17 protein-coding genes are annotated in these 25,883 nt (G+C 56.9%); 5 read left to right on the plus strand and 12 right to left on the minus strand.

The genetic code is table 11. From position 1 onward, the window contains the following. Window positions 1-18 precede the first annotated feature (18 nt). From RISK_RS12835 to RISK_RS12845, 3 genes are all read right to left on the minus strand, one after another. Window positions 19-1,647 (minus strand): protein adenylyltransferase SelO, encoded by a 1,629-nt coding sequence (locus RISK_RS12835; protein WP_047814695.1) that lies wholly within the window; start codon window positions 1,645-1,647, stop codon window positions 19-21. Between the two features lie 170 nt (window positions 1,648-1,817). Continuing rightward, window positions 1,818-3,170, minus strand: a complete 1,353-nt coding sequence (locus tag RISK_RS12840; protein WP_047814696.1) for a DUF1552 domain-containing protein — start codon at window positions 3,168-3,170, stop codon at window positions 1,818-1,820. A gap of 7 nt (window positions 3,171-3,177) precedes the next feature. Then, window positions 3,178-5,682, minus strand: a complete 2,505-nt coding sequence (locus RISK_RS12845) for a PA14 domain-containing protein (protein ID WP_047814697.1) — start codon at window positions 5,680-5,682, stop codon at window positions 3,178-3,180. A gap of 338 nt (window positions 5,683-6,020) precedes the next feature. Here RISK_RS12845 and RISK_RS12850 point away from each other — a divergent pair, with 338 nt between their 5' ends. Next, entirely contained in the window at window positions 6,021-6,998 is a 978-nt protein-coding gene (locus RISK_RS12850) for a TIGR03009 domain-containing protein (RefSeq protein WP_047814698.1), read from the plus strand. Between the two features lie 222 nt (window positions 6,999-7,220). Here RISK_RS12850 and RISK_RS12855 read toward each other — a convergent pair whose 3' ends face one another. Both RISK_RS12855 and RISK_RS12860 read right to left on the minus strand, forming a co-directional pair. Then, window positions 7,221-8,198, minus strand: a complete 978-nt coding sequence (locus RISK_RS12855) for a hypothetical protein (protein ID WP_047814699.1) — start codon at window positions 8,196-8,198, stop codon at window positions 7,221-7,223. A 3-nt stretch (window positions 8,199-8,201) separates the two neighbouring features. Then, on the minus strand, window positions 8,202-9,476 hold the full coding sequence (locus tag RISK_RS12860) for a radical SAM protein (protein WP_047814763.1): 1,275 nt from the start codon (window positions 9,474-9,476) through the stop codon (window positions 8,202-8,204). A gap of 666 nt (window positions 9,477-10,142) precedes the next feature. Between RISK_RS12860 and RISK_RS12870 the strand changes: the two genes are divergently transcribed. Then, window positions 10,143-11,513: a Gfo/Idh/MocA family protein gene (locus tag RISK_RS12870; RefSeq protein WP_047814701.1), complete on the plus strand. Its 1,371-nt coding sequence runs from the start codon at window positions 10,143-10,145 to the stop codon at window positions 11,511-11,513. Here the strand turns inward: RISK_RS12870 and RISK_RS12875 are convergent. Then, window positions 11,510-12,922, minus strand: coding sequence for a pectate lyase (locus RISK_RS12875; RefSeq protein WP_236696259.1), 1,413 nt, complete (start codon window positions 12,920-12,922; stop codon window positions 11,510-11,512). The two genes, RISK_RS12870 and RISK_RS12875, sit on opposite strands and share 4 nt — an antisense overlap. Before the next feature lie 309 nt (window positions 12,923-13,231). Between RISK_RS12875 and RISK_RS12880 the strand changes: the two genes are divergently transcribed. The 3 genes from RISK_RS12880 (at window position 13,232) to RISK_RS12890 (ending at window position 18,124) form a co-directional block, all read left to right on the plus strand. Further along, window positions 13,232-14,740, plus strand: a complete 1,509-nt coding sequence (locus RISK_RS12880; RefSeq protein ID WP_047814702.1) for a hypothetical protein — start codon at window positions 13,232-13,234, stop codon at window positions 14,738-14,740. A gap of 5 nt (window positions 14,741-14,745) precedes the next feature. Continuing rightward, entirely contained in the window at window positions 14,746-16,653 is a 1,908-nt protein-coding gene (locus tag RISK_RS12885; protein ID WP_047814703.1) for a MutS family DNA mismatch repair protein, read from the plus strand. A 289-nt stretch (window positions 16,654-16,942) separates the two neighbouring features. Further along, complete coding sequence (locus RISK_RS12890; RefSeq protein WP_047814704.1) at window positions 16,943-18,124, plus strand: Gfo/Idh/MocA family protein; 1,182 nt, start codon at window positions 16,943-16,945, stop codon at window positions 18,122-18,124. Window positions 18,125-18,251: 127 nt separating this feature from the next. On the opposite strand, the gene RISK_RS12895 is transcribed toward RISK_RS12890, so the two are convergent. The 6 genes from RISK_RS12895 to RISK_RS12930 all read right to left on the minus strand — a co-directional run bounded on the left by RISK_RS12895 (window position 18,252) and on the right by RISK_RS12930 (window position 25,768). Then, the gene (locus RISK_RS12895; protein WP_047814705.1) at window positions 18,252-19,232 is read right to left on the minus strand and encodes a type I phosphomannose isomerase catalytic subunit; all 981 of its coding nucleotides are present in this window, start codon (window positions 19,230-19,232) and stop codon (window positions 18,252-18,254) included. 708 nt (window positions 19,233-19,940) lie between these two features. Then, window positions 19,941-20,843 (minus strand): hypothetical protein, encoded by a 903-nt coding sequence (locus tag RISK_RS12910; RefSeq protein WP_047814708.1) that lies wholly within the window; start codon window positions 20,841-20,843, stop codon window positions 19,941-19,943. A gap of 180 nt (window positions 20,844-21,023) precedes the next feature. Then, window positions 21,024-22,334 (minus strand): Fe-S cluster assembly protein SufD, encoded by a 1,311-nt coding sequence (sufD, locus tag RISK_RS12915; RefSeq protein ID WP_047814709.1) that lies wholly within the window; start codon window positions 22,332-22,334, stop codon window positions 21,024-21,026. 243 nt (window positions 22,335-22,577) lie between these two features. Then, on the minus strand, window positions 22,578-23,984 hold the full coding sequence (gene sufB, locus RISK_RS12920; protein ID WP_047814710.1) for a Fe-S cluster assembly protein SufB: 1,407 nt from the start codon (window positions 23,982-23,984) through the stop codon (window positions 22,578-22,580). A 58-nt stretch (window positions 23,985-24,042) separates the two neighbouring features. After that, complete coding sequence (gene sufC / locus RISK_RS12925; RefSeq protein ID WP_047814711.1) at window positions 24,043-24,858, minus strand: Fe-S cluster assembly ATPase SufC; 816 nt, start codon at window positions 24,856-24,858, stop codon at window positions 24,043-24,045. A 64-nt stretch (window positions 24,859-24,922) separates the two neighbouring features. Next, window positions 24,923-25,768: a helix-turn-helix transcriptional regulator gene (locus RISK_RS12930; protein ID WP_047814712.1), complete on the minus strand. Its 846-nt coding sequence runs from the start codon at window positions 25,766-25,768 to the stop codon at window positions 24,923-24,925. Window positions 25,769-25,883 lie beyond the last annotated feature (115 nt).

Genomic DNA, 25,883 nt, shown 5'->3' on the forward strand with positions numbered 1-25,883 from the left:
CTGTCACAGAGCACTAGGTTATGAACTGCACGACAGCATCGAACAACCCGGACGGTGTCGCGCCCACTCGGGTCGCTTCTCGGCGAAGCGTTCTTTCCCCGGTTGATCGTCGTACGGACGGCGGAGCACTTCCAACAACTCCGTCACCAACGAATCATCGCCCTTGTCACAGGCATCAATCGCCAACTGAGCCAAGTAGTTTCGCAAAACGTACTTCGGATTGACCGCGTTCATCCGCTGACGCCGCTGCGAGTCGTCCGCCGGAAAACCGCCGTCCGACAAGACTCGCTTTTGATAGGATCGAATCCAATCCATCATCGCCTGTTGATACTCATCGGTGATCTCGTCGGCAACGTAGTGAGCCTCCGAAAGATGACGGAGCACGGCAGCAAGCTCCAGTGCCCTTGGTGCCTCGGGCGTTCCCAATTCAATGTCCGCTAACCGACGATAGAAAATGGTCATGTCCGTTTCGGCCAATTGCAACAACGTCAGCAACGAGTCCACCAACTCGTCATCGGTCTCACTCTCGTACTTCGACAGCCCCAACTTGCCGGCCATCATTGAGTGCCAACTTCGCTGGAACTCTTCGACATAAACGGCGATCCCACGCTGCAGCGGTTCCGCTTCCTTGACCAACGGGACCAAGGCGTTGGCCAGAGCGACCAAGTTCCACTGGGCGATCTGAGGCTGATGCGCGTACCGATACCTTCGCCCTTGCGCGTCGGTGGTGTTCGGCGTCCAATCAGGATCGTAGTCCTCCAGCCAACCGTACGGGCCGTAGTCAATCGTCAGCCCAAGAATCGACATGTTGTCGGTGTTCATGACACCGTGGACAAAGCCGACTCGCATCCAGTGCACCACCATCTCAGCAGTCGTCCGGCAAACTTCCTCGAACATCGCCGCGATCACGTCGGGGCCAATCTCGGCATCTGGCTCGGACTTGGACAGCAAGTGAGGGAACTCCGAACGAATCGTGTGTTCCACCAACACTCGCAATGTCTCGGTGTCTTCCCGCGAGGCGAATATTTCGAAGTTGCCAAACCGAATGAACGAGGGTGCCACTCGGCACACAACCGCGCCCAGTTCATGTTCCGGATGCCCGTCGTAGAACATGTCACGAAGCACCTTCTCGCCCGTCAGCACCAAACTCAGCGCCCGAGTGGTTGGAACTCCCAAGTGATGCATCGCTTCGCTGCAAAGAAATTCGCGAACACTCGATCGCAAGACCGCCAAACCGTCCGCGGTCCGAGAATACGGCGTCAGTCCGGCCCCTTTGAGTTGCAGCGTCCAGTGCTTCTCGTCTGCGGTGACAACCTCGCCGAGATTGATCGCGCGGCCGTCGCCCAGTTGTCCGGCCCAGTTTCCGAACTGGTGCCCACCGTAGCACATCGCAAAGGGATCCATGCCCTCGGCGAGCGCGTTGCCCACCAACACTTCGGTCAGCTCGGCCGATCCCAACCACTTGGGATCCAAGCCGATCAGGTCCGCGACCTCTTTTGAACCCGCCACCCACTTCGGAGCCGAAACCGGCGTCGGCTTCAGACGCGAAAAACCCGCCTGATGGACTTGGCGAGTGAAATTTCGCGGCTCCGAATCCGCGGGCAAATCTCGCGTGAATCGATTGTCAAACGTCAGATCAAATGTCACGCGAACAACTCATGGAAGTTCTCGCCGTAGCGAAAGTCATCAAGACTTTCGGGGTCTCGTCGAGCAAGTCGAAACTCTTGACGAGTTTCGCTACCCGAACAACTCGCTGTCACAGACAACGAGCGAGATCCGGCTGAGGGAGTGATGCAGAAAAACTTACTCAGACGTGCTTACACGAGTCCGGTCAGCGATCCGTCCCCGCAGAAGTCGGGGTTCCCGAAGCTCTTCTGGGCGAAGCCCATTTGCTCGGCAATCGTCATCAGGAATCGGTTGTGGGACACCTTGCCGTAATCCTTGGCGTGTCCCGTTCGCAGTCCCAAACCGCCGCCAACACACACAAACGGAATGTCGTTCCGGGTGTGCGAGTTGCCTTTGCCAAGCTCGTTGGTCCAGATGATCGTGGTGTTGTCCAGCATCGATCCACTGCCACCGGGCTCGGGCGTGTCCTGCAAACGTTTGGCCAAGTGAGCGATTTGCTCGCAGTACCACGTGTTGATCCGAATCAGTTTCTCGTACGCGTCCTCGTTCGAATCGGGCTCGTGTGACAACCCGTGGTGCCCTTCATCAATGTCCAACCAACGCATCCGCGGCTGGCCGACACTGTTGGTGATTTGGAACGTTGCGACGCGAGCGAAGTCGGCCGCCATCGAGCTGACCAACAACTCCATTTGCATTCGAGTGATCTCGGGCATGTTGTCGTTCTGGACTTCGACGTTGGGTGTCAACTCTGGAACCGCATGCCCCACCGTTTTGGTGCTCGCTTCCAATTCGATCTTCAGGTCCTTCTCGACCTTGCGAACCAATTCCACGTGCTGCTGCAACAGGTGCCGATCTTCCATGCTGACCATCGATTCAATCTTCTTGAAATCGTCGGTCAAATCATCCAAAACACTTGCCAGCAACTCACGGTTCTTGGCTTGCCCGTACAACTTGTCGAACATCTTGTACGGGTCGTCGATCGGCGCGACCGGTTGGTTGGCTCCCGCGTAAGACATGCGAGTCCAAGTGTCAGCGCGATCGGGAACCATCACACCGAATTCCAACGAACCAAAACGAGTTCGCGTCGATGGATCGGCTTGCAGTTGGTTCTTGAGGAATTGATCGATGCTGATCCCCATCGACCAACCCGCGGGCGTGTCGCTGCCGCCTTGGATGTCACCGGGGAACAACTCGATCCCGGTCAACAAACATCCCATCCCGCGCATGTGACCGTCACCGTCGCCTTGGATTTGGTTGCACAAACCCTTGATCGTCAGCGTTTGGTCCGCGAACGGTTCCAGAGGCTTCAGAATGCGTTTGAATTCCAACTTCTCTTCGTCACCCTTCGGCCAGAAGTGATCTGGGATCACGCCGTTGGGGCTGAAGACGATGATCAACCGTTGACGTGGCGTCGCGTCAGCCGCCAAAGCCAAGCTGGGCAAGTTCATCGTGAAGTTCAACGCCGCGGCACTGATGCCAGTGCGTTGCAAGAACCGACGACGCGAAAGACGTTTCGATGGTTTGCGTGGTGCGATGGGTTCCATATTCATTTCAAGCTCCCGCCGTTTGGTTGTTCTTGGGTTGTTTCTTCTTCTGCCCTGAATCGGGCAACGCATCACTCGCCGCGATCACGGCAATTTCGACCAACAGCTTTCGAACGTTGTAGTCCGATTGCCGAAAGGACTCGGTCAATTGATCCAAGCGATCGGCACCGTACGACGCCACCGGTTGCTTGACGAAGTACTGGAACATCCGAGTCACAAAGGCTCGATGTGTGTCCGGATTCGCGACGGCCACTTCGGCCAATCCACGAGCCCCTTCGAATTCGATTCGTTTGTCATCGCGAGTCAGGTAACTGCCCGCCGCATTGACGTTTTTGTTCATATCCTTTTCGCGAAACCTGCCCACCGCATCGAATTGCTCAAGAGCAAACCCGAGCGGGTTGATTCGTGAATGGCAAATCTGGCAACTCTCAGGACTCGTTTGCAACGCCACGCGTTCACGGGTCGTCAAATCAGGATGCAAATCAGGGCTGAGTGGCGAGAACGCTTCGTTGGGTGGTCGCAGGGTTCGTCCCATCACATGCCGAATCAGAAACACGCCCCGGTGAATTGGCGACGTCGCCGCGTGGTAAGACAGACGAGCCATCACCAACGGATGCGTCAGCACACCCACATGAATGTTCGGGTCGCGAACAGATCGGGTCCATTTGTCAGATCCGTCTTTCTGATCCACGTTTTCTTCGTTTGATTCGGCTGGCTTCCAGGCGTCCCCATAAAAATCCGTCAACCGAGGATTGGTGAACGCCCAATCAGCCGCCAACAGCTGACGGAAATCACTGGTTTCACTCCACACCGTTTCATCCAGGAAGCGATCCAACGAGGTCCGCAGATCCGCGATCAACTCTTCGCTGAAACCGGGGTACTTCTCATCATCCTTGCGGAGATCGTCCTCAGGACCCAGCTCCATCCAGTGATAAAGCATTTGCTTCAGCTTCACGCGAGTCCGAGCGTCATCGACCATCCGCTCCGCAGCCTGACGAATCGCACCTTCGTCCTGCAAGTGATCCTTGTCGATTCGGACCTGCAACCAACCGTCCGCCGGGAGCGAGTCGTGCAAGACCAGAGCCAATCGATTGGCCACTTGCTGCGAAACCGTTCGATCCGCATCGAGACTCGGGTACAGGAAGCGAGGTGACTTCAGTGTCATCAACACGACGGACTTGATGATGTCGGTTTCGTCTTCAAACGCCTCGATGGCAGGCACCACGATGCGTTCGGGCTGGACTTCCTCTTCGCTTCCCCGGTGAGCAACGGTGACAAAGTTTGTCAGGAAGCTCTTCAGCTTTTCTTCCCGTGATCCTTTGTCCTTGCGGTGTTTCTGGAGATAGTCGCTCCACAACTGGTCTCGCATCGCGCCTGCGAACTCAATCGCCCCCGCGGTGACGGCGGAATCCCAAGCCACATCGACCGAGATCCCTCGCTCGAACCCATAACTGCTGTCATCGGGCGGCATCGTGGTGGACAGTTGAAATGCGGGCGGATTCCAACCGGGCACCAAAGCCGAGGCTGGAATGATCTGCTCCACTCCGCCGGGCGGGACCCAAGACAACGAAATGCTCGCTGGTGGTGTCTCGCCTTTTCGTTTACGTTGATTGAAATCGATCTTCAATGGATAGATGCGACCACCCGTCAACATCAGCGGGCGACGAAACTCATCGCGACCTTCCGACTGAACATGGTTGTCAATCAATTGTTTGGAATCGTGACCAAAGTCCATCGTGAAGGAAGTCTTGCTGCGGACAACGATCTCATAGCGACCGGTTTGCTCGACACGCAATCCACCATCCCAGTGAGCATGAAACTCGTCCCATGCCACACCATCGCCAGGTCCTTCCTTGCCAAATTCGAAATCGACGACCGGGTCCGTGCGTTCAATCTTTCGGTCTTCTTTCTTCCAACCCTTGCCCGCGTAAATCGCGACCGACAGCCCGCGTTCCGACTGGTGCCTTTTCCAAGTCGTTTCTTGCAAACCCGCGAATTGGGCGTACAAATCCGACAGGCTTTGACGGAACTGAGTCCCGGTCAAACGCTGCAACGATTGACGTGGCGGACGATTTCGAATCTGGGCTGCTTCGCTGTAGAACGCATGATGGATGTAAGCCGCCACGGCGGCAGCGTCATCGCCAACACAAAGGTCGGGATCTTCTTCCGGCATCGTGTCGACAATGATTGCGGTCAACTCACCGATCGAACCATCGCCCATCAACGGGTCCGGGTAGTAATCCTCTGTCCCGACGCCTTGTTCGCCGTGACACTGCAAACACTGTTCGGCATAGATCTTTTGCCCCGCAGACAAAATCGGATTGTCCGCGATCGCTGAATCGAACGAGGCGCTCTCAGCGGCCGAAATCGGCAACGCCATGAAAGCAACGATTGCGAACGAGGCAGCCACACCCATCCAACGTCTTCTCCCCAGTCCAGCCAAGGTGCCAGTGCAAGAGAAGCCAGAGCAGGAGAAGTCGGAGGCGCGTACCAATTTTGGAATGCGTCGCATGATTTCAGTGGGTAGGGAAAGGACGGGAACCCGGGGTGGGTGTCAGAAAACTGACGTTGGATTCACCAAGGCAGGACTTTGCATTTTAGGCGACTTAGGCGGACGAAACACCCCGAAAAGCTGCATTTTGCGGGTGTCGCCCCCCAATTCGTCTCGAAACAGCACGTTTCCGCTTCTCGCTGATGCTGAAAACACTGTTTTTCGGCCTTTCAACCGCATGGTTCATTCAGATAGGCTCGGCGAATCGGATTCCCCAGATCCAGTCGGTCCCCGTCCAATTGGACGGGCCATCCGATTGACCCGATGGTCCGCCTCCCTATTTGATACGAGCGTCAAGGATGATGCGTTTGAATTTCTCGGTGTTTTGCCGTCCGTTCTCCACACGTGCAGCGTTCCTCGCAGTTTTGATGGGCGTTGCTGGCTTCGTGGTCACAGCGGCCCCCCCAGCGATGGGACAAGGCCGAGCTGCCGCACCCGCTCAGCCACCGCAAAACGCGGCACAAGAACAGCCCAACGCGGCTCCTTTCCCACCGCTCAGCGCCGCGGAACAACAACGCCTCGATCAAATCCTGGCCGCTTGGGAACAACAAAGCAAAGGCACCAAGACACTTGAGTGTGACTTCAAACGTTGGCACTTTGATCTGTTTGCCGCACCCGCAGGCATTTACGCGAACAAAGCGGAAGGCGTCATCAAATACGCCAACCCGGACAAAGGATTGTTCCAAGTCAAAGCGGTCGTCAGCTACGACGGCAAAGACGAGAACGGGAAGCCCAAGTACTCGGCCAAACAAGGTCTGCACGGCGAACACTGGGTTTGCACCGGCACCGAACTGAAAGAGTTCGATCATGCCACCAAGCAGTGCAAGATCCAACAGTTGCCGCCTCACATGCAGGGGCAACACATCATCGAAAGCCCACTGCCGTTTGTGTTCAACGCGGACGCCAAACAAATCAAGCAACGGTACTGGGTCCAACCGATGCAGTCACCGAAACCGGAATTGATCCTGATCGCGGCGTACCCGAAACACCAAGCCGATCGCGCTCAATACAAAGTCGTTCAGATCGCTTTGGATGCGAAAACGTTTTTGCCACAAGCCTTGATCATGTACGCTCCCAACTTCAACCAAAAGACGCAACCGAAGTGGGACCACTACGAGTTCACCAACGTCAAACGCAACTCGATCAAAGCCAGCTTCGGAATGTTCTTGCAGAACTTCATTGATCAAGAACCACCGTCGGACTGGAAAGTCTTCCGGGACAACTACAACGGGCCACCTCAAATGGCCGAAGGCGAAAACGAAGCTCGCCGTCAGTAGAGCCGAGCAAGCTCGTATGCATCGTTCAGTTCAGGTAGCGAAACTCGTCAAGAGTTTCGATTTGCTTGACGAAATCCCGAAAGTCTTGACGACTTTCGCTACTAAGGAACGCGTGAACAACAAGTGACGTAGCGGAAGGGCGCGAGCCCTCCGGTGACACACGGCGTTCCTTCGCGACCGCCGTGCTCACCGAATTCTGGCGAATCCGGCTACGAATTGTTGCTAAGCGATCGGCCAATCTTGATTGGCCGCTGACAGCTCATCGTGCCATCGCTGGACCTCGTTGGCTTCTCGGCACGGACGTCCGTTGCCAAACGAATCCACGTAGCGACACGCCGCGTGTTGCCTCCGCGCTTGGTCGTATTGCTTCACCCAAGCCTGCCGCTCCGGCAATCTTCCCGGCTCGATCGGCCACACGCCCGGACGCGGCTTCAGGTGTTCGCTCATCCCAACTCGCCATGGCTTCGGCGACACTCGAGCGCGGAAGCAATTTTGGTTGAAGCACATCCGCACATAAACCGGATCGGCTTTGATCCGATCAAAGAAGTCCAGTGCTTCCGCCCCTCGTGGATCAAACGTGGCGTGGGTGACCAACACCCGAAAACCCATGGGTGTCTCGTAGAGGCGTAACTTCCACTGGGGATGCGATTTCGCAAAGGCGGCGATGCGTTTGCGTGCCATCGTGTGAGGCGTGCCGCTGATCCGGCGGCGAACCGTTTCGATCAGGCTGCCAAAGATCGCTGCCGACAACATCGACAAGAACAGCACCAAAAAAATGGGGTTGGTGATGTCCAATTGAAAAGCCACGACGGACAGCGCCACCACGCTGACGACGTACGCGACCACGTAGGTCATGCAGCCGCTCGATTCTGGCACATCCACATCGGCGAACAAAACATCGGGCGTGTTCAAACACAAGGCGCCGTAAGCGTTGCGAGTCAGGACGGCGTCACCGCGGCGATCAATGATCTCCTCGCGAATCGGCAATCCGTCGGCGCCGTTGTAGGCCACCTTGGGCTCGGTGAACGGCAACATCTCGCCGCGTTTGATTTCGGCGATGGCATCCGCAACTCGCTGATTCGCGTGCTGCTGTGCCTCTTCCACGCTGACATCCGACCAACCGAACCGCTTCACTAACCGCTTGGTTTTTGCCCCCTCAATGCGATCACTCGCTTCCGCCCAATGCTCCGGAACAATCATCGATCAGTTGAGCACCGGCAATTGAGAATCGGGCTGTCCCGCCGATGACTTCGGCGGCTGTTGATCCGGATCGCGATACTGGCTCTCTTGGTAATGTTTGCCGTACGTTCCAAAGTCGTTGAACGCGTACTTCTTTGCCCAACGATAAACGAAGCTTCGTTCAGGAATCTCGTCACCCGGTTGATACTGACTGCGTCGCGGTTCGACGTTGCGAAGTTCCTCCATCACCTTGCCGCGAGCCGTCGTGTCACGGGCCCCGTGCTTGTCAGCCAATTCAAGCAACAGATCAGGGCGTTCCATGATCACACACCCGCGAGTGTTCTGGGCCGTCAATTCGCGGAAGTCACGCAGGAAGCCCGACTCATTGAACGTTTCTTTCAGCGGTTTGCTGTCGTGAATCGATTCGGTTGCGAGCTGGATCACGGGACACGGTTCGATGTCGCCCCAAGGTCCCACGTGATGCGTGAACCCAGTGACCGCCGGACACAACGCGTTGCCCGCGTCGTCGTGGTAAGCATCGATGACGATGATCGGTTTGGTCGCTCGCGTGTCGACAACGAACTGACGCACACGACGTTGCTCTTCGCTGGACAGTGCCAGCTGCGGATTGGGTTCGGGACCGACCGGCCGGTAGATGTGGAACCAGGTGTACATCACTCCCATCTCGATCAATCGATCGACCCATTTGTCGCGGACCAGATCGTCGATGTTGGATTTACAAACGCTGGTGCAAACACCGACCAACAACTTGTTCCGAACAGCGGCTTCAATGCCGGCGATGGTTTGATTCAAAACCCCATCGCGGCCCCGCCGAGTGTCGCTGATGATCTCCGATCCTTCGACGCTGATCAGCGGCGTGACGTTGCCACACTTACGAAGACGCGCCGCGACTTCGTCGGTGATGAAGTGACCATTGGTGAAGACCTGGAAATAGACATCCGGATGAGCTTCAAACAAATCCAGAAGTTCTTTGTGCATGAAGGGCTCTCCACCCAAGATGCCGAAGAAGCTGTTGCCCATCGCCTTGGCTTGTTCGATCGTTCGATTGGCAGCATCCAATTCAATCTTGTGCTGCTTCGCCCCGACATCGACCCAGCAGCCCTGGCAACGCAAATTGCAACTGTTGATCACCGACAAATACAAAAACGGCGGGAAGAACTCGCCGCGTTTGAGTCGTTGTTTGTGCTTGTGAACACTTCTCAACCCTTTCACGCCAAGTGCCCAGACGGCTTTGGCGAGCAACCGTTTGTCGGTTTCTATCGCGAATCGTTTGGCCATTCGGAGGTACATCGGTATCTCAATCAATTGGGGCGTTGAATCTTCGGTGCCTTTCAGGCGACCAAATTCGTTGTCAAAAGTCCAGGCGTTTTGCGCGAGTCCCACTCGCAACTCGGCGATTTCAGCTAGCAGACCGTTGATTGAATCAGCCGGAACGCGATCGCGTCCGGTTCGTCGTTGGTGTCCGTGGGCGATCGCCCATCGGCTGATCGCTTAATTTTCGAAACGTATTCAATCAACAGCCTGCTAAGCAGGTACGCAGGTGTCATCGGGTATGTGAGCCGTTTGGCGTTAGCCACGGTTCCCACGCGAAACCGGGGCTAACGCCCAAACGGCTCACAAGGTGAAACCCAATTATTCCTGCGCACCTGCTAGGTGTGTCGGTGCCGTCTCATCTTAATGGCGAAGCAATCCTGGCTCACGCCGCCGACGCGAAACCAGTCCTCCAGTGGGTCCCGAGTGGGAAAATGAGCCCTTTTTGCGGCGTCCATTGCCGGTGTAGGAATTCACCTTGACTCGATTTTGGTCGACTCATTCGAGTATACTGCACGAATCGATTTCACGAAGAAGCGGCGTCTGCCGAGGCAACGATCCGCCTCATCGACCGCCAGCGGCGACCATCTCGCCTTTCTTGCCAGCCCCCTTTCCTCCTTTGAGGCTCCCCCCTTGAACCAGCATCGACCCAAACCTGAAACCGCTCCCACCAATCGTCGAACGGTTTTGAAAGCGGCCGCCGGCGCCGTGGCCATGACGCCCTACTTCGCCTGGTCACCTCGGTCGTTGGCCGACGAAATCGCCGACGACAAGATCAACATCGGCCTCATCGGTGCCGGCGGCATGGGGCGTGGCAACCTGAACTCCGCCAAACAATGGCTGAACTTGGTCGCCATCGCGGACGCTGATTCCAGCCGCGCTCAACAAGCCAACGACCAATTCAGTGGTGGCAAAGCCGCCATGCACTCGGATTACCGAAAGGTGCTGGAACGGGATGACATCAAAGTCGTTCACATCGCGACCCCAGATCACTGGCACACCAAACCCTTGATCGAAGCCCTCTACGCCGGCAAAGACGTCTACTGCGAAAAACCGCTGACGTTGACGATCGACGAAGGCAAATTGATTCGCAAGGTGCAGAAAGAGACGGGGCGAATCGTTCAAGTCGGCACGCAACAGCGCAGCACGTTCGATAAGTTCACAAAAGCCATGGCGATCGTGAACGAAGGACGCCTCGGCAAAATTCATCGCGTGCAAGCCGCCATCGGTGGAGCTCCCACCAGCGGAGCGTTGCCAGTCGCGGCGCCACCCGAAGCGTTGGATTGGGATCTCTGGCTTGGCCCAGCACCCAAGGTCGACTACCGTCGCTCAGAAAACGGCAAGCAATCCAACGGGCATTACGAATTCCGTTGGTGGTACGAATACTCCGGCGGCAAACTGACCGACTGGGGCGCTCACCACGTCGACATCTGCAACTGGGCACTGAAGCTCAACGGCCAAACCGAAGGCCCCGTGTCGATCGGTGGAACCTCCGAGCACCCCGTCGAATACAAAGACGGCAAGCCGGCTCAAATCGATCGCTACAACACCGCGACTGCGTTTCAATTCAAGGTCGCCTACCCTGGCGGCACCGAAATGATCATTCGCAATGACACTCGCAACGGCGTGTTGATCGAAGGCGAAAAGGGTCGCATCTTTGTCAGTCGTGGCAACTTGTCCGGCAAACCGGTCGAAGACTTGGCCGACAACCCGCTGCCCGAAGACGCCATCTCCAAGGTCTACAAAGGCCTCCCGATCGAGCACAACGAACGTCGTGCCCATTGGTTCAACTTCTTGCACTGCCATCGCGAAGGACTGGAGCCCATCTCCGACGTGCACACGCACATGGAAATGCTCAACGTTTGTCACTTGGCTGGCATCTCGGCTCGCTTGGACCGCGAACTGAAATGGGACAACGCGACCGAGCAAATCGTGGGCGACGAGCAAGCCAACTCAATGTTGGCTCGTCCGTATCGCGAAGGTTACGAAATCGAAATGGGCTAAGGATTGGCTGCCGCGGATTCCAAGTGGTCGCAGAGCAATCCGACGTTCTTCACGAACGTCGCTGATTGAATGACACCCTCTTTCGGCGTCACCTTGCGACCTTCGGGATCTCGCACGAACCCCGGTTCCCGCCAACCACCATCCGCATGCTGAGCCGCCAAGATTCCCGCGATTCGATTCGCGGGAATCGAGGCGGCTTTTTTCGTTTTGCCCTCACGGATTCTTTGGCAGCGACGCTCCAACGAATCCAAGCAAGAAGCCCCAACAAACGCGTAGTGATCCGGCATCTCGGAATCATCGTTGGTCAGCTCGTAGTCCGAATTGAAATACAACGGCAGGTTGGTCTTCAACTCGGAATACCGTGGCAATTTGCCATCGGGTCGCAAACAGGTTTTCAAGTACGCGATGGCAGGTTCGATCGGTTTCAAGAACCTGGCGTCCTGGGTGGCTTCATACAAATCCATCAAGACTTCGATCGCAGTCTGTGATTCAGCCCCGGCAATCGCTGGCGGTTCAAACTTGCGGTCCCAAACCGGGTGCATCTGTCGGTCATATTGCTGAGCCCACGCGGGTTGCGGTTCAGGCATCTGCGCACGCAGCAAGAACTCGCCGCCCCGGATCGCGTTGTCTCGAAAGTGATCGTCACCGGTGACTCGCCAGGCCAACAACATCGTGCGAATCATGTTCTGCGTGATGTTGTCGTTGAGCATGTAACATCCCTCGTAATCTTTGGTCCACGTTCGCGACCACTCATCGGGATAACTCGCCTGCAAGATCGGGTAGTGCGAAACGCTTGGCGACTGGCTTGGCAGACGGTCGTAGTGATGGCTCCAGGCACCGATCGGATACTGCGACAAACGAGTGGAATCCAAGGCAGCATTGATCGCCCGAGCCAACGTCGGCGAGGCGGGCTGGTTGGATTCCCGCATGATTTCCTGAAGATGCAACAGGAAAGACAGGGCTGCTGAGGTCGTGTCGTCATCGAGCACGGTTCGGTTGTGCTTCCATTTTCGGGCTCGCCAGATCTCCCACCCACCTGGTTCTGGCGTGTGAGCCATCTTTTCGGCATCGGCCCGGACACCGGTTCGATAAGGAATCTGGGCGCGTTGCTCGGCACTGTAATCGATGGAGTACCCCCATCCGCCCGAAGCCAGTTGACCGTCGAACAGTGCATTGGCGACCTCGAAGGCAGCGAGCAGATGCACCGAGTCTCCGGTTTGAACAAACGACCGCAGGAAGGCATCTCCAACCGCCGGTGTGCCAGGTGGTTGGACCCAGACACGGTCTTGGTCGCAGGGACCTTCCCCGTGACTCAGTTTTCCATCCACGCTGCTGACCCACGCGTACCCACCATGATCGGCAACGGTGGTCGACATGTACTTGGTCGCTCGGGCGAGTGAGGCTGCCACCCTTTCATGCGAAGGAGTTTCCTCGGCCACACAGCTCCGCGTCCCAAGATTTCCCAAGCCCAACCAGCCCAGGGCAACCACGACACAAACCAACGATTGACGACAGACGCATCGCATGGGGGAGTCCTTGAACGAGAGCTCAGGCAGGTGGGGTGAGAGAGTGCCCATTCTACCGGAGGCTGCCTGGCCCCGCTTTGTCAGCCAAACGTCCGTTTTGCGAGGCAAATGCAAGCCACCGGAGCCCGTGTTCTGGGCGGAACTGCACCGCCCGCTATATCCGCCGTTGGTTCAGACGTTTATCCTACGACCATGAGCGAATTCCTCCTCTATTACCGACGCCCTGACCCGACGACGTGGGTGTACTTGTCGTCGTTTTTGACGATTGGACTGTTCTTCGTCTTCCGTCGGTTCTGGAGCATCCGCAACCTCGACATCGTGCTGTTGATCTTGCTGGCTCCTGGATTGTTGATGGTCAACGAAGGCTACCGCCGGCAAACACGCCTGGCTCGATTGGCTTCGGCAGAAATCAGTGCCGCCGCCAGCTCCATTCCGGTGGAAGCGGAAGGCGAGGACGCTGCGCCCACCGAATTGTCACCGGACAACGAAGCCGTCCCCCAAGCACCGGCCGAACCCGAATCGCCGCCGGCACTGCGTGAACTGACCTCGGAAGAATTGACAACGCTGCAGGGATCCGATGCCTACCAGCGGGCTGCGCAATTGCAGCGGACCGGTTTCATCACGTTGTTTTGCATCCAGTTCCTGGTGCTGGTGCGAATGTTGCTGGATCCGTTGATGGTGCGACGACCGCTCCTGGATCCCAATCTCACGACCGGCGGATTGAACTTTCTGGGAATCTCGCTGTTCATCTTCATGATGGCCAATGTCGTTGCCAGCACCCCCGAGATCCAACAGGAACAAGGTCCCAAATTGGGGCCCGGGTACGCGCTGATCAATATGTTGCCAGCCATTCCCACGCGGCCGATCAGCGAAGCGATCGCCGGTGCGGAGCCTCCCACGATGGCCGAGTTGACCGCCGCCGAACAACGCCGAACCATGGTCGCCAAGATCATTGCCATCTTGGCCCAGTCCGCTGTTTTGATCGGAATCTTATTGATCGGAAACCGACACTTCGGGAACCTCCGCGCCGGTGCCGGGTGTGCGACGCTGTATCTGCTGATGCCCTACACCGCTCAGATGACCGGCCGAGTCGATCACGTGGTCCCCGCAGCCCTGATTCTCTGGGCTGTGCTGATGTATCGCAAACCTCTGATCGCGGGACTGTTCATTGGTGCCGCGGCAGGGTTGTTGTACTACCCGCTGTTCCTGTTGCCACTGTGGTGCAGTTTCTATTGGCAACGTGGTGTCGGGCGATTCGCGGGCGCCGTGTTGGTCGCGTTGACGGTGCTGATGGCGTTGCTTGCATTCGCCGGTGGAGAACCCTTCCTGACACATGTCCAGCGGATGTTTGGGGTGCTCAATCCCAACAAAGGCCCCAATGAACTGACCGGGATTTGGGAACTCGGTTGGAACCCGATTTGGCGTTTGCCAGTGATCGTCGGCTACGTGATCTTGAGCTTCTTTTTCGCGGTTTGGCCCGGACAAAAGAACCTCGGCATTTTGATCAGTTGCTCCGCCGCCCTGATGGTCGCGGCTCAGTTCTGGCACGGCTACGGCGGTGGACTTTACATGGCTTGGTTCTTGCCGCTGCTGTTGCTGACCATTTTTCGACCCAACCTTCAAGACCGCGTGGCGACGAAAGTCATTGATGGACGTTCCCGTCCTTCACGCCGGTCCTCCACCGCTTTGGATGCAGCCTGATACGGATGTCCGATTACGCTTCCCAGATCGAGACCATCGATCACGATTTGAAGGACCTTGAAGCTTCCGACTCACGGTTTGCCATTTGGCGAATGGTGTTCTTCGTCGGTTTGGTTTTGGGCATTGGTTTTTCACTTGCGACCCAACACGTGATCTGGATCGGTGTGGCCGCTGGCTCTTTGATCGCATTTCTCGTGACCGTCGTTCGCAACGAAACCGTTCGTGAACGAATGGAAATGCTTCGCAACCACTCGCGAACCTTGCATCGATTGCAAGCTCGTCAAAATCGCGATTGGAACTCACTGGCCCGAGACAGTGTCGGCATCCGTGCATCGGAGATTCAACTCACGCCCGAGCAACAAGCCCTGGCGGGTGACCTGGACTTGATCGGTGACGCGTCGCTGTTCCAGTTGACCTCCATGGCCGCCACCACGCCGGGCGTTCGCACGCTGGCCAATTGGTTGTGCAGTCCCGTCGACCCGCCGCTGGCGAAAGATCGACACGCCTCGGTCAAACATCTGGCAGACCAACCTGAAAACCGATTGCGGTTTTATGTGCTCGCCCGCGACATCGGCGGCAGCACCGGTGACCCGGTGTCGTTCGTCGAGTGGGCGAAGGAACCCAATTGGTTGCCACCGCATCGATGGTTGATCCCCTGGGGCAACTTCACTGCGGTTGTTGCCATCGCAATCTTTGTTGGCATGATCTTGGGTGCGATCACGGACCAAGGCGATTGGGTCCGAATGGGGATGTACGGGCTGATCGGGATCGCGGTGCTGAACCTCGCCATCGGCTCGTTCTTGCTGGGCCCTGTCGCGGCAATCTTTCAAATCGCGATGGCATCCCGGCGCAGCGTCAACGACTACGCCGAACTGTTCGACGCGGCGAGTTGGTTGCCGGAATCACCCCCGGATCCCGCCGGACCGACCGCTCACATTCGCCGGACGTTGCTCAGTGACGACGAGCATTCCCAATCGGCTTCTCAGGGCATGCGTGAGTTGGCCCAGATCGCTCGCATGGGCGGCCTGAAGCAAGCCGCGTCCACGTTCCTGCTGTATCTGCCACTGCAAGCGTTCTGGTTGTGGGACGTGCGCGTGTTGCGTCGATTGGAAGGTTGGAAGTCGCGTTACGCCAGTCAGATCCCCGAGTGGTTTGATGCGCTCGGCGAACTCGAAGCCTTGATGTCGATCGCTGCACTGCAACACGATTCTCCGGACTGGTCTTCCCCGGAATGGCTCGAAGGTGAATCCACCATCACGCTGCAAGGACTGGGACACCCGCTGTTGCCCGAAGAGGCCCGCGTCACCAACGACGTCACGATTGGCCCGACCGGAACCTTGTTGCTCGTCACCGGCAGCAACATGTCCGGCAAGAGCACGATGCTGCGGAGCGCTGGCCTGAACGTGGCCCTCGCCATGGCCGGCGGACCAGTCTGTTGTCGACACATGAGTTTGCCGCCCCTGGAAATGGGAACCAGCATCCGAGTCAGCGATGACCTCAGCCAAGGCGTCTCTTACTACATGGCGGAACTGAATCGCCTGTCTGCTGTGGTCACGCACGCTCGCAAGCTGGCTGAGCAACGCGCTAGCAACTCGACGAAGCGAATTCAGTTCTTCTTGCTCGATGAGATCCTGCAGGGAACCAACAGCCGCGAACGTCAGATCGCAGTCGCTCGCGTGTTGCGGTTCTTGGTCGACGCGGGTGCGATCGGAGCCATCACGACGCACGACTTGGAACTCGCCGATGATCCCGAACTGATGAAGCTCGCCCACACCGTTCACTTCCGCGAAACGATCACGCCGGACGCCAGCGGTGATGAACGGATGACGTTCGATTACAAGATGCGCGATGGCGTGTCCCCCACCACCAACGCCCTGCGACTGCTCGAGATCGTCGGCTTGGGCGAGAAGTGACCTGACGACCACTCGTTGGCCAACGGCCTTTTTCAACTCTTCGTGTCAGATTGATCATGGCCGTTGGCCAAACCGATGGGTGACGTCTCTTCCTTCTACAACAACAACCTCTCCCGAAACGAAGTTTGGGGAGAGGTCGAGCGACGCCGTTCAGGCGTACGCGAGGGTGAGGGCCGGGCATGAGAAGCGGTGTGCAATGCCCTCCCATCGAACAGCACGCTTGATTTCGAGTTATGATCGAGCCCCCACCAGGCTCCCTCAACACTCCCCACCTTCCGAGTGATCGATCATGCAACGACGACACTTTCTCGCCGCCACCGCAGCGGCCAGCCTCGCAACACCCGCTCTCGCCCAAGCGAACTCAGACACACTGAAAGCGGTCGCGATCGGCCACACGGGCCGCGGCGACTTTGGCCATGGACTCGACAGCATCTGGCAACGATTGCCGGAAACCCAATTGGTTGCCATCGCGGATGCCAATCCGGACGGGCTGAAGAAAGCCCAAAAACGATTGAACGTTGAGCGTGGCTTCGCGGACTATCGCGAAATGCTCGATGAGATTCGTCCCGACATCGTGGCTGTTTGCCCCCGCCATGCCGACCAACATCACGACATGGCGCTGGCGGCGATCCAGTCCGGTGCCCGTGGTGTTTACCTCGAGAAGCCATTTGTCCCCACGCCCGCAGAAGCTGACTCACTGATCGCGGCCTGCCAGCAACACAATGCAAAGATCGCGATTGCTCATCGGAACCGATACCATCCGACGTTGCCAATTGTTCGTGAGTTGATCGAGGCCGGTGAAATCGGTCGTCTTCTCGAAATTCGCGGTCGAGGCAAAAGCGATCATCGCGGTGGTGTCGAAGACCTGTGGGTGTTGGGAACCCATGTTTTGAACCTGACGCATTTCTTGGCCGGCGACCCGGTCTCATGCTCCGCATCCCTGATGCAAGACGGCCGCTTGGTCGAACCATCTGACGTCCGGGAAGGTCGCGAGGGCTTGGGTCTGATGGCTGGCAACGCCGTGCATGCTCGCTATCAGATGAACAACGGCATCGTCGCGACGTTTGATTCCATTGCCAGCGATGGCACTGAAAACGCTGGCTTTGGCTTGCGATTGATTGGAAGCAAGGGCACGATTGCGATTCACATCGACAAGAGTCCGCTGGCGTATCTGCTGCCCGGCAATCCCTTTCGAACACCCACCGAACCAGGTGCCTGGATCCCAATCACCGCCGCGGGAATCGGCCAACCCGAACCACGAGAGGATCTGCGGCAAATGGTCGAACACCATGGCTTCCCCGCTCGCGATTTAGTTGCCGCGATTCGGGAAGATCGCGAACCGCTCTGCAATGCGAGTCAGGGACGAACGACCGTCGAGATGGTTTGTGCTGCTCTCGAATCGCACCGTCAAAACGGCGCCGTGGTACAGCTGCCATTGAAGCACCGCGACAACCCGCTTTCGCGGTTTTGAAAAGCTATTCCGGAATCACCTCCCGGTTGCTTTCGTAGCGGAAGGGCGCGAGCCCTCCGGTATCGTGGCACCGGGCGGCTTGCGACGCTCCGCTAAAAAAGAAGGCTCTTTCGGGGCAGTTTCTAAGTCAAACGCTGGTCGGTGGTGACATCCACAGCACGGTCGCGTCGCCGGATTGCAATTGCACTGGGCCGCACGCGGCCGGCAGCAACACGCTCTCGCCGGTGGCCAGTTTGGTGGTGGTGTTTTCGCCGGACAGAATCGCCTCCCCCGAGATCACCGTGACCAAGTGACAACGGTCATCACCGCCGATCGTTTGATCGGTGTCGTGCACCCGTCGCAGAACGAACTTGTCGCACTCGACCAACGTTTCGGATCCACTCTGAATCGGTTTGCGAATCGGGTCGACGGGCCCACGTTCGTAGTCGGAAACCTCCAATGACGATTCGATGTGCAGCGGTCTGGATTTGCCCGAAGCATCCACACGGTTCCAATCAAACAACCGAAATGTCGTGTTGCTGGATTGTTGAATCTCCGCGACGACCAACCCGCCGCCCAAAGCGTGCACGGTTCCCGCGGGAATGAAGACGCAGTCACCCGCCTCAGGATGATACGCGTGCAGCGCACGATCGGTTTCACCGGCCAACATCATCTCTCGCAAGGATTCGCGATCGACGCCTGCTTTCAATCCTGAATAGATCACGCTGTCAGGTTCGCTGTGCAGGATCACCCAAGCCTCGGTCTTGCCCAGATCCGGCGGATGCATCGTGGCACCGTAAGCATCGTCCGGGTGAACCTGCACCGACAACACACGGTTGCAGTCCAGAAACTTCAGAAGCAACGGAAAGGTCTTTGCATCGGGGTTGGCTTCCACCCAGTCCTTGCCCATCAACCACTGGCGACGGTTGGCAAACAGTTCCCCCAAGGATTGACCGGCCAGTTCGCCATCGGTGACGACACTTTGGTCGTCACCATGATCGACGATCTCCCAGCTCTCGGCGTAGTCGTCCGCGTCACCGATCGGCTTGTGAAGCATCTCGCCCAATCGGCGTCCACCCCAAATGGTCTGCTTCAGCAGAGGACGAAATCGCAGTGGTGTGGATGTCATAGAAGTGTCCGGATTTCCAGTGAAGTGATTTTCGAGCGTGACAATGGCTCAAGTCTTAACGCCTACACCGAGCTTACCGCTCGCGTGTGATTTTCAGTTCTTTATCATCGGTTGAGGCGATCCGATCTGCGACATGCGATCATCACTGCCGATCGCAGAAAAACTTAAAATCATCACTGCAGCTCATCTCGGATGCGTTGCAAAACATCAGAGGATCAGCATCTCCAGTGGCACGCGGGACACCGTACACGTTGCTCGAATATGATCCGACAAGCATGTACGAGATGTTGGACTCGTTCAACGCGGTGACGACCTTCGCGACTGCTTCATTGCCGTCCGATACTGTCACGACGCATCCGCGACAGCAGAGTTTTGGGAAGTGTTTTGGCGATAGAAGCGTTTAGAGTCCCGATCACGCAGGACGCCACGCCGTCGTGCTATCTCAACATCAATCTCGCACATGCTCCATCCCGGGTGCAATCCACGAAGCAGGTCGCGCGTCCGCGCAAGTTGCTCGGCATGCAATCGAGCACCGGCAGCAAGACGATCGTCAAGAGACATCTGCCTCGCTCGCTCGACTTTGTCCTGTCGAATGGCTTGTTGAAGTGGTTGTTGGTCCATGCTCCTATTGTCCCAGTTCCAAACCAGTTCTGCAACGAGCCAGGGATTGGGCAATAGGCAGAACAAATTGCGTGATAGTCGCCGCGTTCACTGAGACGATGTTTTGTGGCTCACTGTCTTCGGCAAGCGATACCACTCGAGCCCAATGAAAGTTGGATGTTTGACGACCAACCAATGCACCAACAAAAGATTGCATACGATCCAGCCCGCTCCCACCAAAAAAGTGATCCAGAAATCAGGTTCCGTCCAGTTCCCAATCCAAGCAATCGCTGCCAACACCAACCATGCGAGATAAAACGCCGTCCAGACAATGCGACGGCGGAGAACGCTCCAATGACGAGCCATCGAGACCCAAGATGGCAGTAGAACCACCCACCAACCCATGAACCCCACGCTCAGGCACACTGTCAAAACCACGAAGAACGCGAAACCAGGTCCCAAGAAACCGGTATTCGGTTCGAAAATCCATTTGTGTTGCAATCGATAAACCGTGATGTGGATCGCAACGGCGGCAGTCAACAACATCAGATCGATCAACGAAACCTTCGCCGGTGTGACTGGGTCACCGGTCACACGATCGCGCAAGCGGATACGAAACAGCTTCCATCCGCCAACCAAAAACATGGTTGCTAGAAGCGAGATGGTCGTCCCAAACGAGACCCCAGAAATCACCGTCCAGTGATCCACCCAGCTCGACAAGCGTGTCGTGCGTCCCTGAAACCACAGATTCAACAAGTGCCCTGCGGTCAGGACCAAGAGAACTCCGTGGGACAAAGACCAGGCCTTTAAAAAGCTCGTCCAAATCCGACCAGAACAAAGAACACTTTGAATACTGGCCCAGGTGATGAACCAGGTGAAACCGGTCGTCATGAAACAGAGAGAAACGGTTTGCGGGACTTGATTCGGGACAACCGCTTGGACAATCGTCCCAATCGCAATCACCGCCCAGGCCAGCCACTGCAATCGCGTGATACGTTGGGTTGGTGCCATGCGGTCCTCGTCGTCTGGGACAGCTCATTGTTCGGGTAGCGGAATTCGTCAAGAGCCTTCGACTTGCTTGTCGAAATCCCGAAAGTCTTGACGACTTTCCCTACGGTGATGAACCTGAAATTAAGCTGTCAAAGACCGCGTCGGTCTCAATTGCAAATCGAGTTGACTCTGAATACGAGATCACTCGTATTCGCGGACTTGGCGTGCGATCGCGGCGGCCAGTGCGTCGCGAACGCTTTCGATCGTGATCCGGTCGAAGATCTGCTGGAAGAACCCACTGACGATCATGCGAGTGGCTTCCTTCTGAGTGAAGCCGCGGCAACGAGCGTAGAAGATTTGCTCTTCATCGACCTTGGCCGTTGTGCTGCCGTGGGTGCAACGCACGTCATCGGCTTCGATCTCCAGTCCAGGAATCGAATCGGCTCGCGAATGATGCGACAGAACCAAGTTGTCGTTGCGTTGGTAACCGTCGGTCTTCTGAGCGATCTTGTCGACCTTGATCATCCCACGCCACACCGTGCGGCTCTTGTCCTGTTGAGCGGACTTGTACAAGAAGTCGCTGTGGCAGTTCGGGGCCCGGTGATATTGTTGGGTGTGGTAGGCCAAGTGCTGGCGGCCTTCTGTGAACATCACGCCGTTGACTTGGCAATTGGCTCCCGCGCCCACCATGTCGACCGATTGGTTGACCTTGGACAACCCGGAACCCATCGCGGCGATGGTCCACTGGAGCTGCGAATCGCGATCGATCGTGGCTTGTTGGTGCGCGAAGTGATACGTCTTGTGGCCCCATTCTTGGACGTTGACGTATCGCAGATGCGAACCAGGTTTCTGAATCAACTCGACCGCACCCATGTGCAAACCGGCGGCTTCTGAATTGACGCTGTTGCACTCGTGCAGAACCGTTGCTTCGGCCCCGTCTTCCAACACGATCAATGTGTGAGCCGTGTCTGTTCCGCCGTCGCTCAACGTCGAACCGAGGTAAATCGGTTTTTCGATCACAACGCCGCGAGGCACATACAGGAACTGACCACCGGACCAGAACGCAGCGTGCAGTGCAGCGAACTTGTCGTGGTCGGGATCAACGACTGTGTATAGGAACGGGCGAACCTTCTCAGGTTGCTCCCGACAAAGACGCTCCAAACTGCCGAAGATGACGCCTTTGGCGGCCAGTTCTTCGTCGAGCGATTCGGAAATCACTTGGCTATCAAACGTTTCCAGAACGCCGCCCGGGTCCACTCCATCACGAAGTTGGTGAACCGAGGGGACTTCGCCAGCGGGAACTTCCACGGGCGGAGCGAATTTTTTGATCTGGAACGTTCGAATGTCCGTGCGGATCCATTCTTCGCTACGACGAGCGGGCCAATCCATCGCATCGGCATGCGAAAACGATTCTCGGCGCAGATCGGTCAACCATTGCGGTTCATCTTTCCGCGATGCGAGAAAGGCTTCGAAGCCTGCGGCATCGAAAGTGAGGGTCGAGGTGGTGGTCATGAAGAAAAAATGAAAAGAGTGTTTTGCGGTAGCTGAAAAACGGAATGTCGCTCGGTGAAAACGCTCTTGATAGGGCACCGCCGAGCAACAGGTTGTGTGGTGTACAACAAATCGTCTTAGCGGAGCGGCGCAAGCCGCCCGGTGCGTCACCGGAGGGCTCGCGCCCTTCCGCTATCAATGCGCCGTTTTCAAGTGCGACCAAGTAAAGTCGCGAGCGGCGAGTGTTGGCGGGTCGGCGATGAATCAGCCGACACTGCCTTCCATTTGCAGTTGAATCAATCGGTTCATCTCAACGGCGTATTCCATCGGCAGCTCTTTCACGAGCGGCTCAATGAAGCCGTTGACGATCATGGTGCTGGCTTCCGATTCGGTCAGACCACGGCTGAGCAGATAGAACATTTGCTCTTCGCCAATTCGCGAAACGCTGGCTTCGTGACCGATTTGGACATCTTGCTCCGCAACTTCGATGTACGGGTACGTGTCGCTGCGGCTTTCGGGATCCAGGATCAACGCGTCACAGACAACGCTGTTCTTGCTGTTGTGAGCCCCGGGTTCGACGCGAACCAAACCGCGGTAGCTGCTGCGCCCGCCGTTCTTGCTGATCGATTTGCTGATGATTTGGCCCGTCGTGTTCGGAGCCGCATGCACCAACTTGGCACCTGCATCTTGGTGTTGACCGGCCGATGAGAAGGCGATCGAAAGGATCTCACCACGAGCACCGGGTTCCATCATGTGAACGGCGGGGTACTTCATCGTCAGCTTGCTGCCGAGGTTCCCGTCGACCCACTCCATCGTCGCGTCCTGGTACGCATAAGCGCGTTTGGTCACGAGGTTGTAGATGTTGTTGGCCCAGTTTTGGATCGTCGTGTAGCGACAACGAGCGTCCTTTTTGACAATCACTTCCACGACCGCGCTGTGCAACGATTCGGTGGTGTACATCGGAGCGGTGCAGCCCTCGACGTAGTGAATGCTGGCGCCTTCGTCGACAATGATCAGCGTTCGTTCGAACTGGCCCATGCTTTCCGCATTGATACGGAAGTACGCTTGCAAGGGGAATTCAATGTGCACGCCGGGCGGCACATAGATGAACGATCCACCGGACCAAACCGCGCTGTTCAGGGCAGCGAATTTGTTGTCCGTCGGCGGAATGATCTTGCCGAAGTACTCTCGCAACAACTCGGGGTGTTCGCGAACCGCAGCGTCGGTGTCAGTGAACAACACGCCTTGCTTGGCCAGGTCTTCTTGCAGCGAACCATAGACCACTTCGCTTTCGAACTGAGCCTTCACACCGGCCAAGAATTTCTTCTCGGCTTCCGGGATGCCCAGCTTGTCAAACGTGTCTTTGATCTCTTGAGGAACATCGTCCCAAGACTTCTCGGACTGGCCGGTCGGTTTGAGATAGTAGTAGATGTCTTGGAAATCCAAATCGAGTGCCCCACCCCATTTGGGCATCGGGCGCGATTCAAACTCGGCCAGAGACTTCAAGCGGAATTCCCGCATCCAGTCTGGTTCGTTCTTGATGTCCGAAATTTGATTGACAACGTCCGCGTTCAGGCCCTTTTGGGCCTTGAAGACACCGGTGGTTTCGGTGCGGAAGTTGTACTTATTGATTTCGCCGATTTGGTCGTTTTCAGTGACGTCGGTCGCCATGGTAAAAGCTCAGTGGGCGTGGTGTGGAATCTGTCTTGGTAGGAATCGTCGCGGGCAATCAGACCGCGGTTTCTTCGGCCAACATTTCTTGATTGACGGCTTCGGCTTCGGGGTACGACTTGCGGATGCGGTCGTAACCATGCTCGTGCAATTCCACGGCCAATTCTTTGCCGCCAGTTTCAACCAGGCGGCCACCGAGCATCACGTGCGTGTACTCCGGTGGGTTGTGCACCAACAACTTGTCGTGGTGCGTGATGATCAACAGTCCCATCTTTTCGCGACCAATGTCCGCGATCGATTCGCTGGCCAAACGCACCGCGTCGGCATCCAAGCCTGAGTCGGTTTCGTCGAGGACTGCGAATTTGGGTTGCAGCATGGCGAGTTGAAGGATCTCAGCTCGTTTCATTTCGCCGCCAGAAAAACCATCGTTGACATAGCGGCGGGCGAACTCGACATCCATTCGCAGGTGAGCCATTTTTTCCTTCAGTTCCTTGCGGAACTCTCGCATCGGAATCAGCTCTTCGCCTTCCTTGCGGTCTGGGTTGCGAACGTTGGTCGTCGCGTGACGAAGGAAGTCGGCCATCTTCACGCCGGGAATCGCCATCGGACGCTGGAACGCCATGAAGATGCCAGCCCGAGCACGCTCGTCAGGTGCCATCGCCAAGACATCTTCGCCGTCCAACGTGATGCTGCCGTCGGTCACCGTGTAACCGGGGTGACCCATGATCGCCAAACCCAGCGTGCTTTTGCCGCTGCCGTTGGGGCCCATCAAGGCGTGTGTCTCGCCGTGATTGATCGTCAGGTTCACGCCACGCAGAATCGGTTTGTCGCCGACGGAAACGTGCAGGTTTTCGATTTTCAGGATGTGATTCATGGCAAGAGAAGCCTTCAAGAGAAAAACAGTTGGTCGTATAGCGAGATCGGTGAGATACGTGCTCTCAACCCGATTCGGAATTGGAGGTTGGATTGGTGTCGCTGTCAGATTTGGTCGAGAACTGGCAACACGAGTCGCCATCCATCCGGCAGCTGCTCAGATGAACGTCTTCGCCCAAAGCTTCAGACAACATTTGTTCTTCGAGTCGGCACATCGACCGGTCGCCCGCCGCAGCGGTCAAACTCGGATACGGACATGCCTCGATGTCCAAAACAGGGAGGACACCGTCGGGTTGAGACGTCACCTCGATCAGGGAGGCCGAAATCTCCTTCGTTTGCAGCATCGACGTCAATCGCTGCATTCGTTCCTGGAACGAATCTTCGCCCCCGCCGATTTGCTGACAGGAACACGCCGCTTTGTTTTCGTCATGAACCGCCACACCATCGACATCGCCCTGCAATGCCGCGGCAAATTGACGCCCCAATCGAGAAGCGATCGCAGAAATCAATTTTTCGCGAGTGTCCTCATCGGAAATTGCAACGATCTCCGCCCACATGGCCTCAGCCAATTCGGTCGCATCTGCACCCGCCCGGCGGTAACCAGCGGGCGTCAACACGTAGTGGTACGTCGGCCGACCACGACCAGCGACGACTTTCTCTCGGGCGATCAACCCAACCTCGAGCAACCGTTCGACACGTTGTCGAACCGCCGTCGCGGTCACGCCCAATTGCTTCGTCAAATCACCAATCGCCTTCGGTTCACCACTGCGAAGACACAGCAACAACTCCCGATCCACGCTCCGAACCGCTGCCGCATTGACCGCCGTTTGCGCCCGCGATGTCACCACCGAAACAGGACGCTCGCCCGACGGGTCGGAAGTCGAATCAGAGGTGGAAGAAGACGTTGCCATACACCCAGTATTCCAATCCTTTGATTTTTGACAACCGTTGTTGTCAAAAATAGATCGAGAACCCCCTCACAGGAAATTCGCCGTCTCGTTACGATCTGGGCGGTTTGTGGACAAT

Source organism: Rhodopirellula islandica (genome assembly GCF_001027925.1).
Classification (GTDB): Bacteria; Planctomycetota; Planctomycetia; order Pirellulales; family Pirellulaceae; genus Rhodopirellula; species Rhodopirellula islandica.

Excerpts from the sequence above, each read along its gene's own strand:
- RISK_RS12855 (WP_047814699.1), bottom strand. The coding sequence starts at position 8,198 with ATGATTGTTCCGGAGCATTGGGCGGAAGCGAGTGATCGCATTGAGGGG.
- RISK_RS12890 (WP_047814704.1), top strand. The coding sequence starts at position 16,943 with ATGCAACGACGACACTTTCTCGCCGCCACCGCAGCGGCCAGCCTCGCA.
- RISK_RS12860 (WP_047814763.1), bottom strand. The coding sequence starts at position 9,476 with ATGGCCAAACGATTCGCGATAGAAACCGACAAACGGTTGCTCGCCAAA.
- RISK_RS12885 (WP_047814703.1), top strand. The coding sequence starts at position 14,746 with ATGTCCGATTACGCTTCCCAGATCGAGACCATCGATCACGATTTGAAG.
- RISK_RS12845 (WP_047814697.1), bottom strand. The coding sequence starts at position 5,682 with ATGCGACGCATTCCAAAATTGGTACGCGCCTCCGACTTCTCCTGCTCT.
- RISK_RS12910 (WP_047814708.1), bottom strand. The coding sequence starts at position 20,843 with ATGGCACCAACCCAACGTATCACGCGATTGCAGTGGCTGGCCTGGGCG.
- sufD (WP_047814709.1), bottom strand. The coding sequence starts at position 22,334 with ATGACCACCACCTCGACCCTCACTTTCGATGCCGCAGGCTTCGAAGCC.
- RISK_RS12930 (WP_047814712.1), bottom strand. The coding sequence starts at position 25,768 with ATGGCAACGTCTTCTTCCACCTCTGATTCGACTTCCGACCCGTCGGGC.
- RISK_RS12850 (WP_047814698.1), top strand. The coding sequence starts at position 6,021 with ATGATGCGTTTGAATTTCTCGGTGTTTTGCCGTCCGTTCTCCACACGT.
- sufB (WP_047814710.1), bottom strand. The coding sequence starts at position 23,984 with ATGGCGACCGACGTCACTGAAAACGACCAAATCGGCGAAATCAATAAG.
- RISK_RS12840 (WP_047814696.1), bottom strand. The coding sequence starts at position 3,170 with ATGGAACCCATCGCACCACGCAAACCATCGAAACGTCTTTCGCGTCGT.
- RISK_RS12880 (WP_047814702.1), top strand. The coding sequence starts at position 13,232 with ATGAGCGAATTCCTCCTCTATTACCGACGCCCTGACCCGACGACGTGG.
- RISK_RS12895 (WP_047814705.1), bottom strand. The coding sequence starts at position 19,232 with ATGACATCCACACCACTGCGATTTCGTCCTCTGCTGAAGCAGACCATT.
- sufC (WP_047814711.1), bottom strand. The coding sequence starts at position 24,858 with ATGAATCACATCCTGAAAATCGAAAACCTGCACGTTTCCGTCGGCGAC.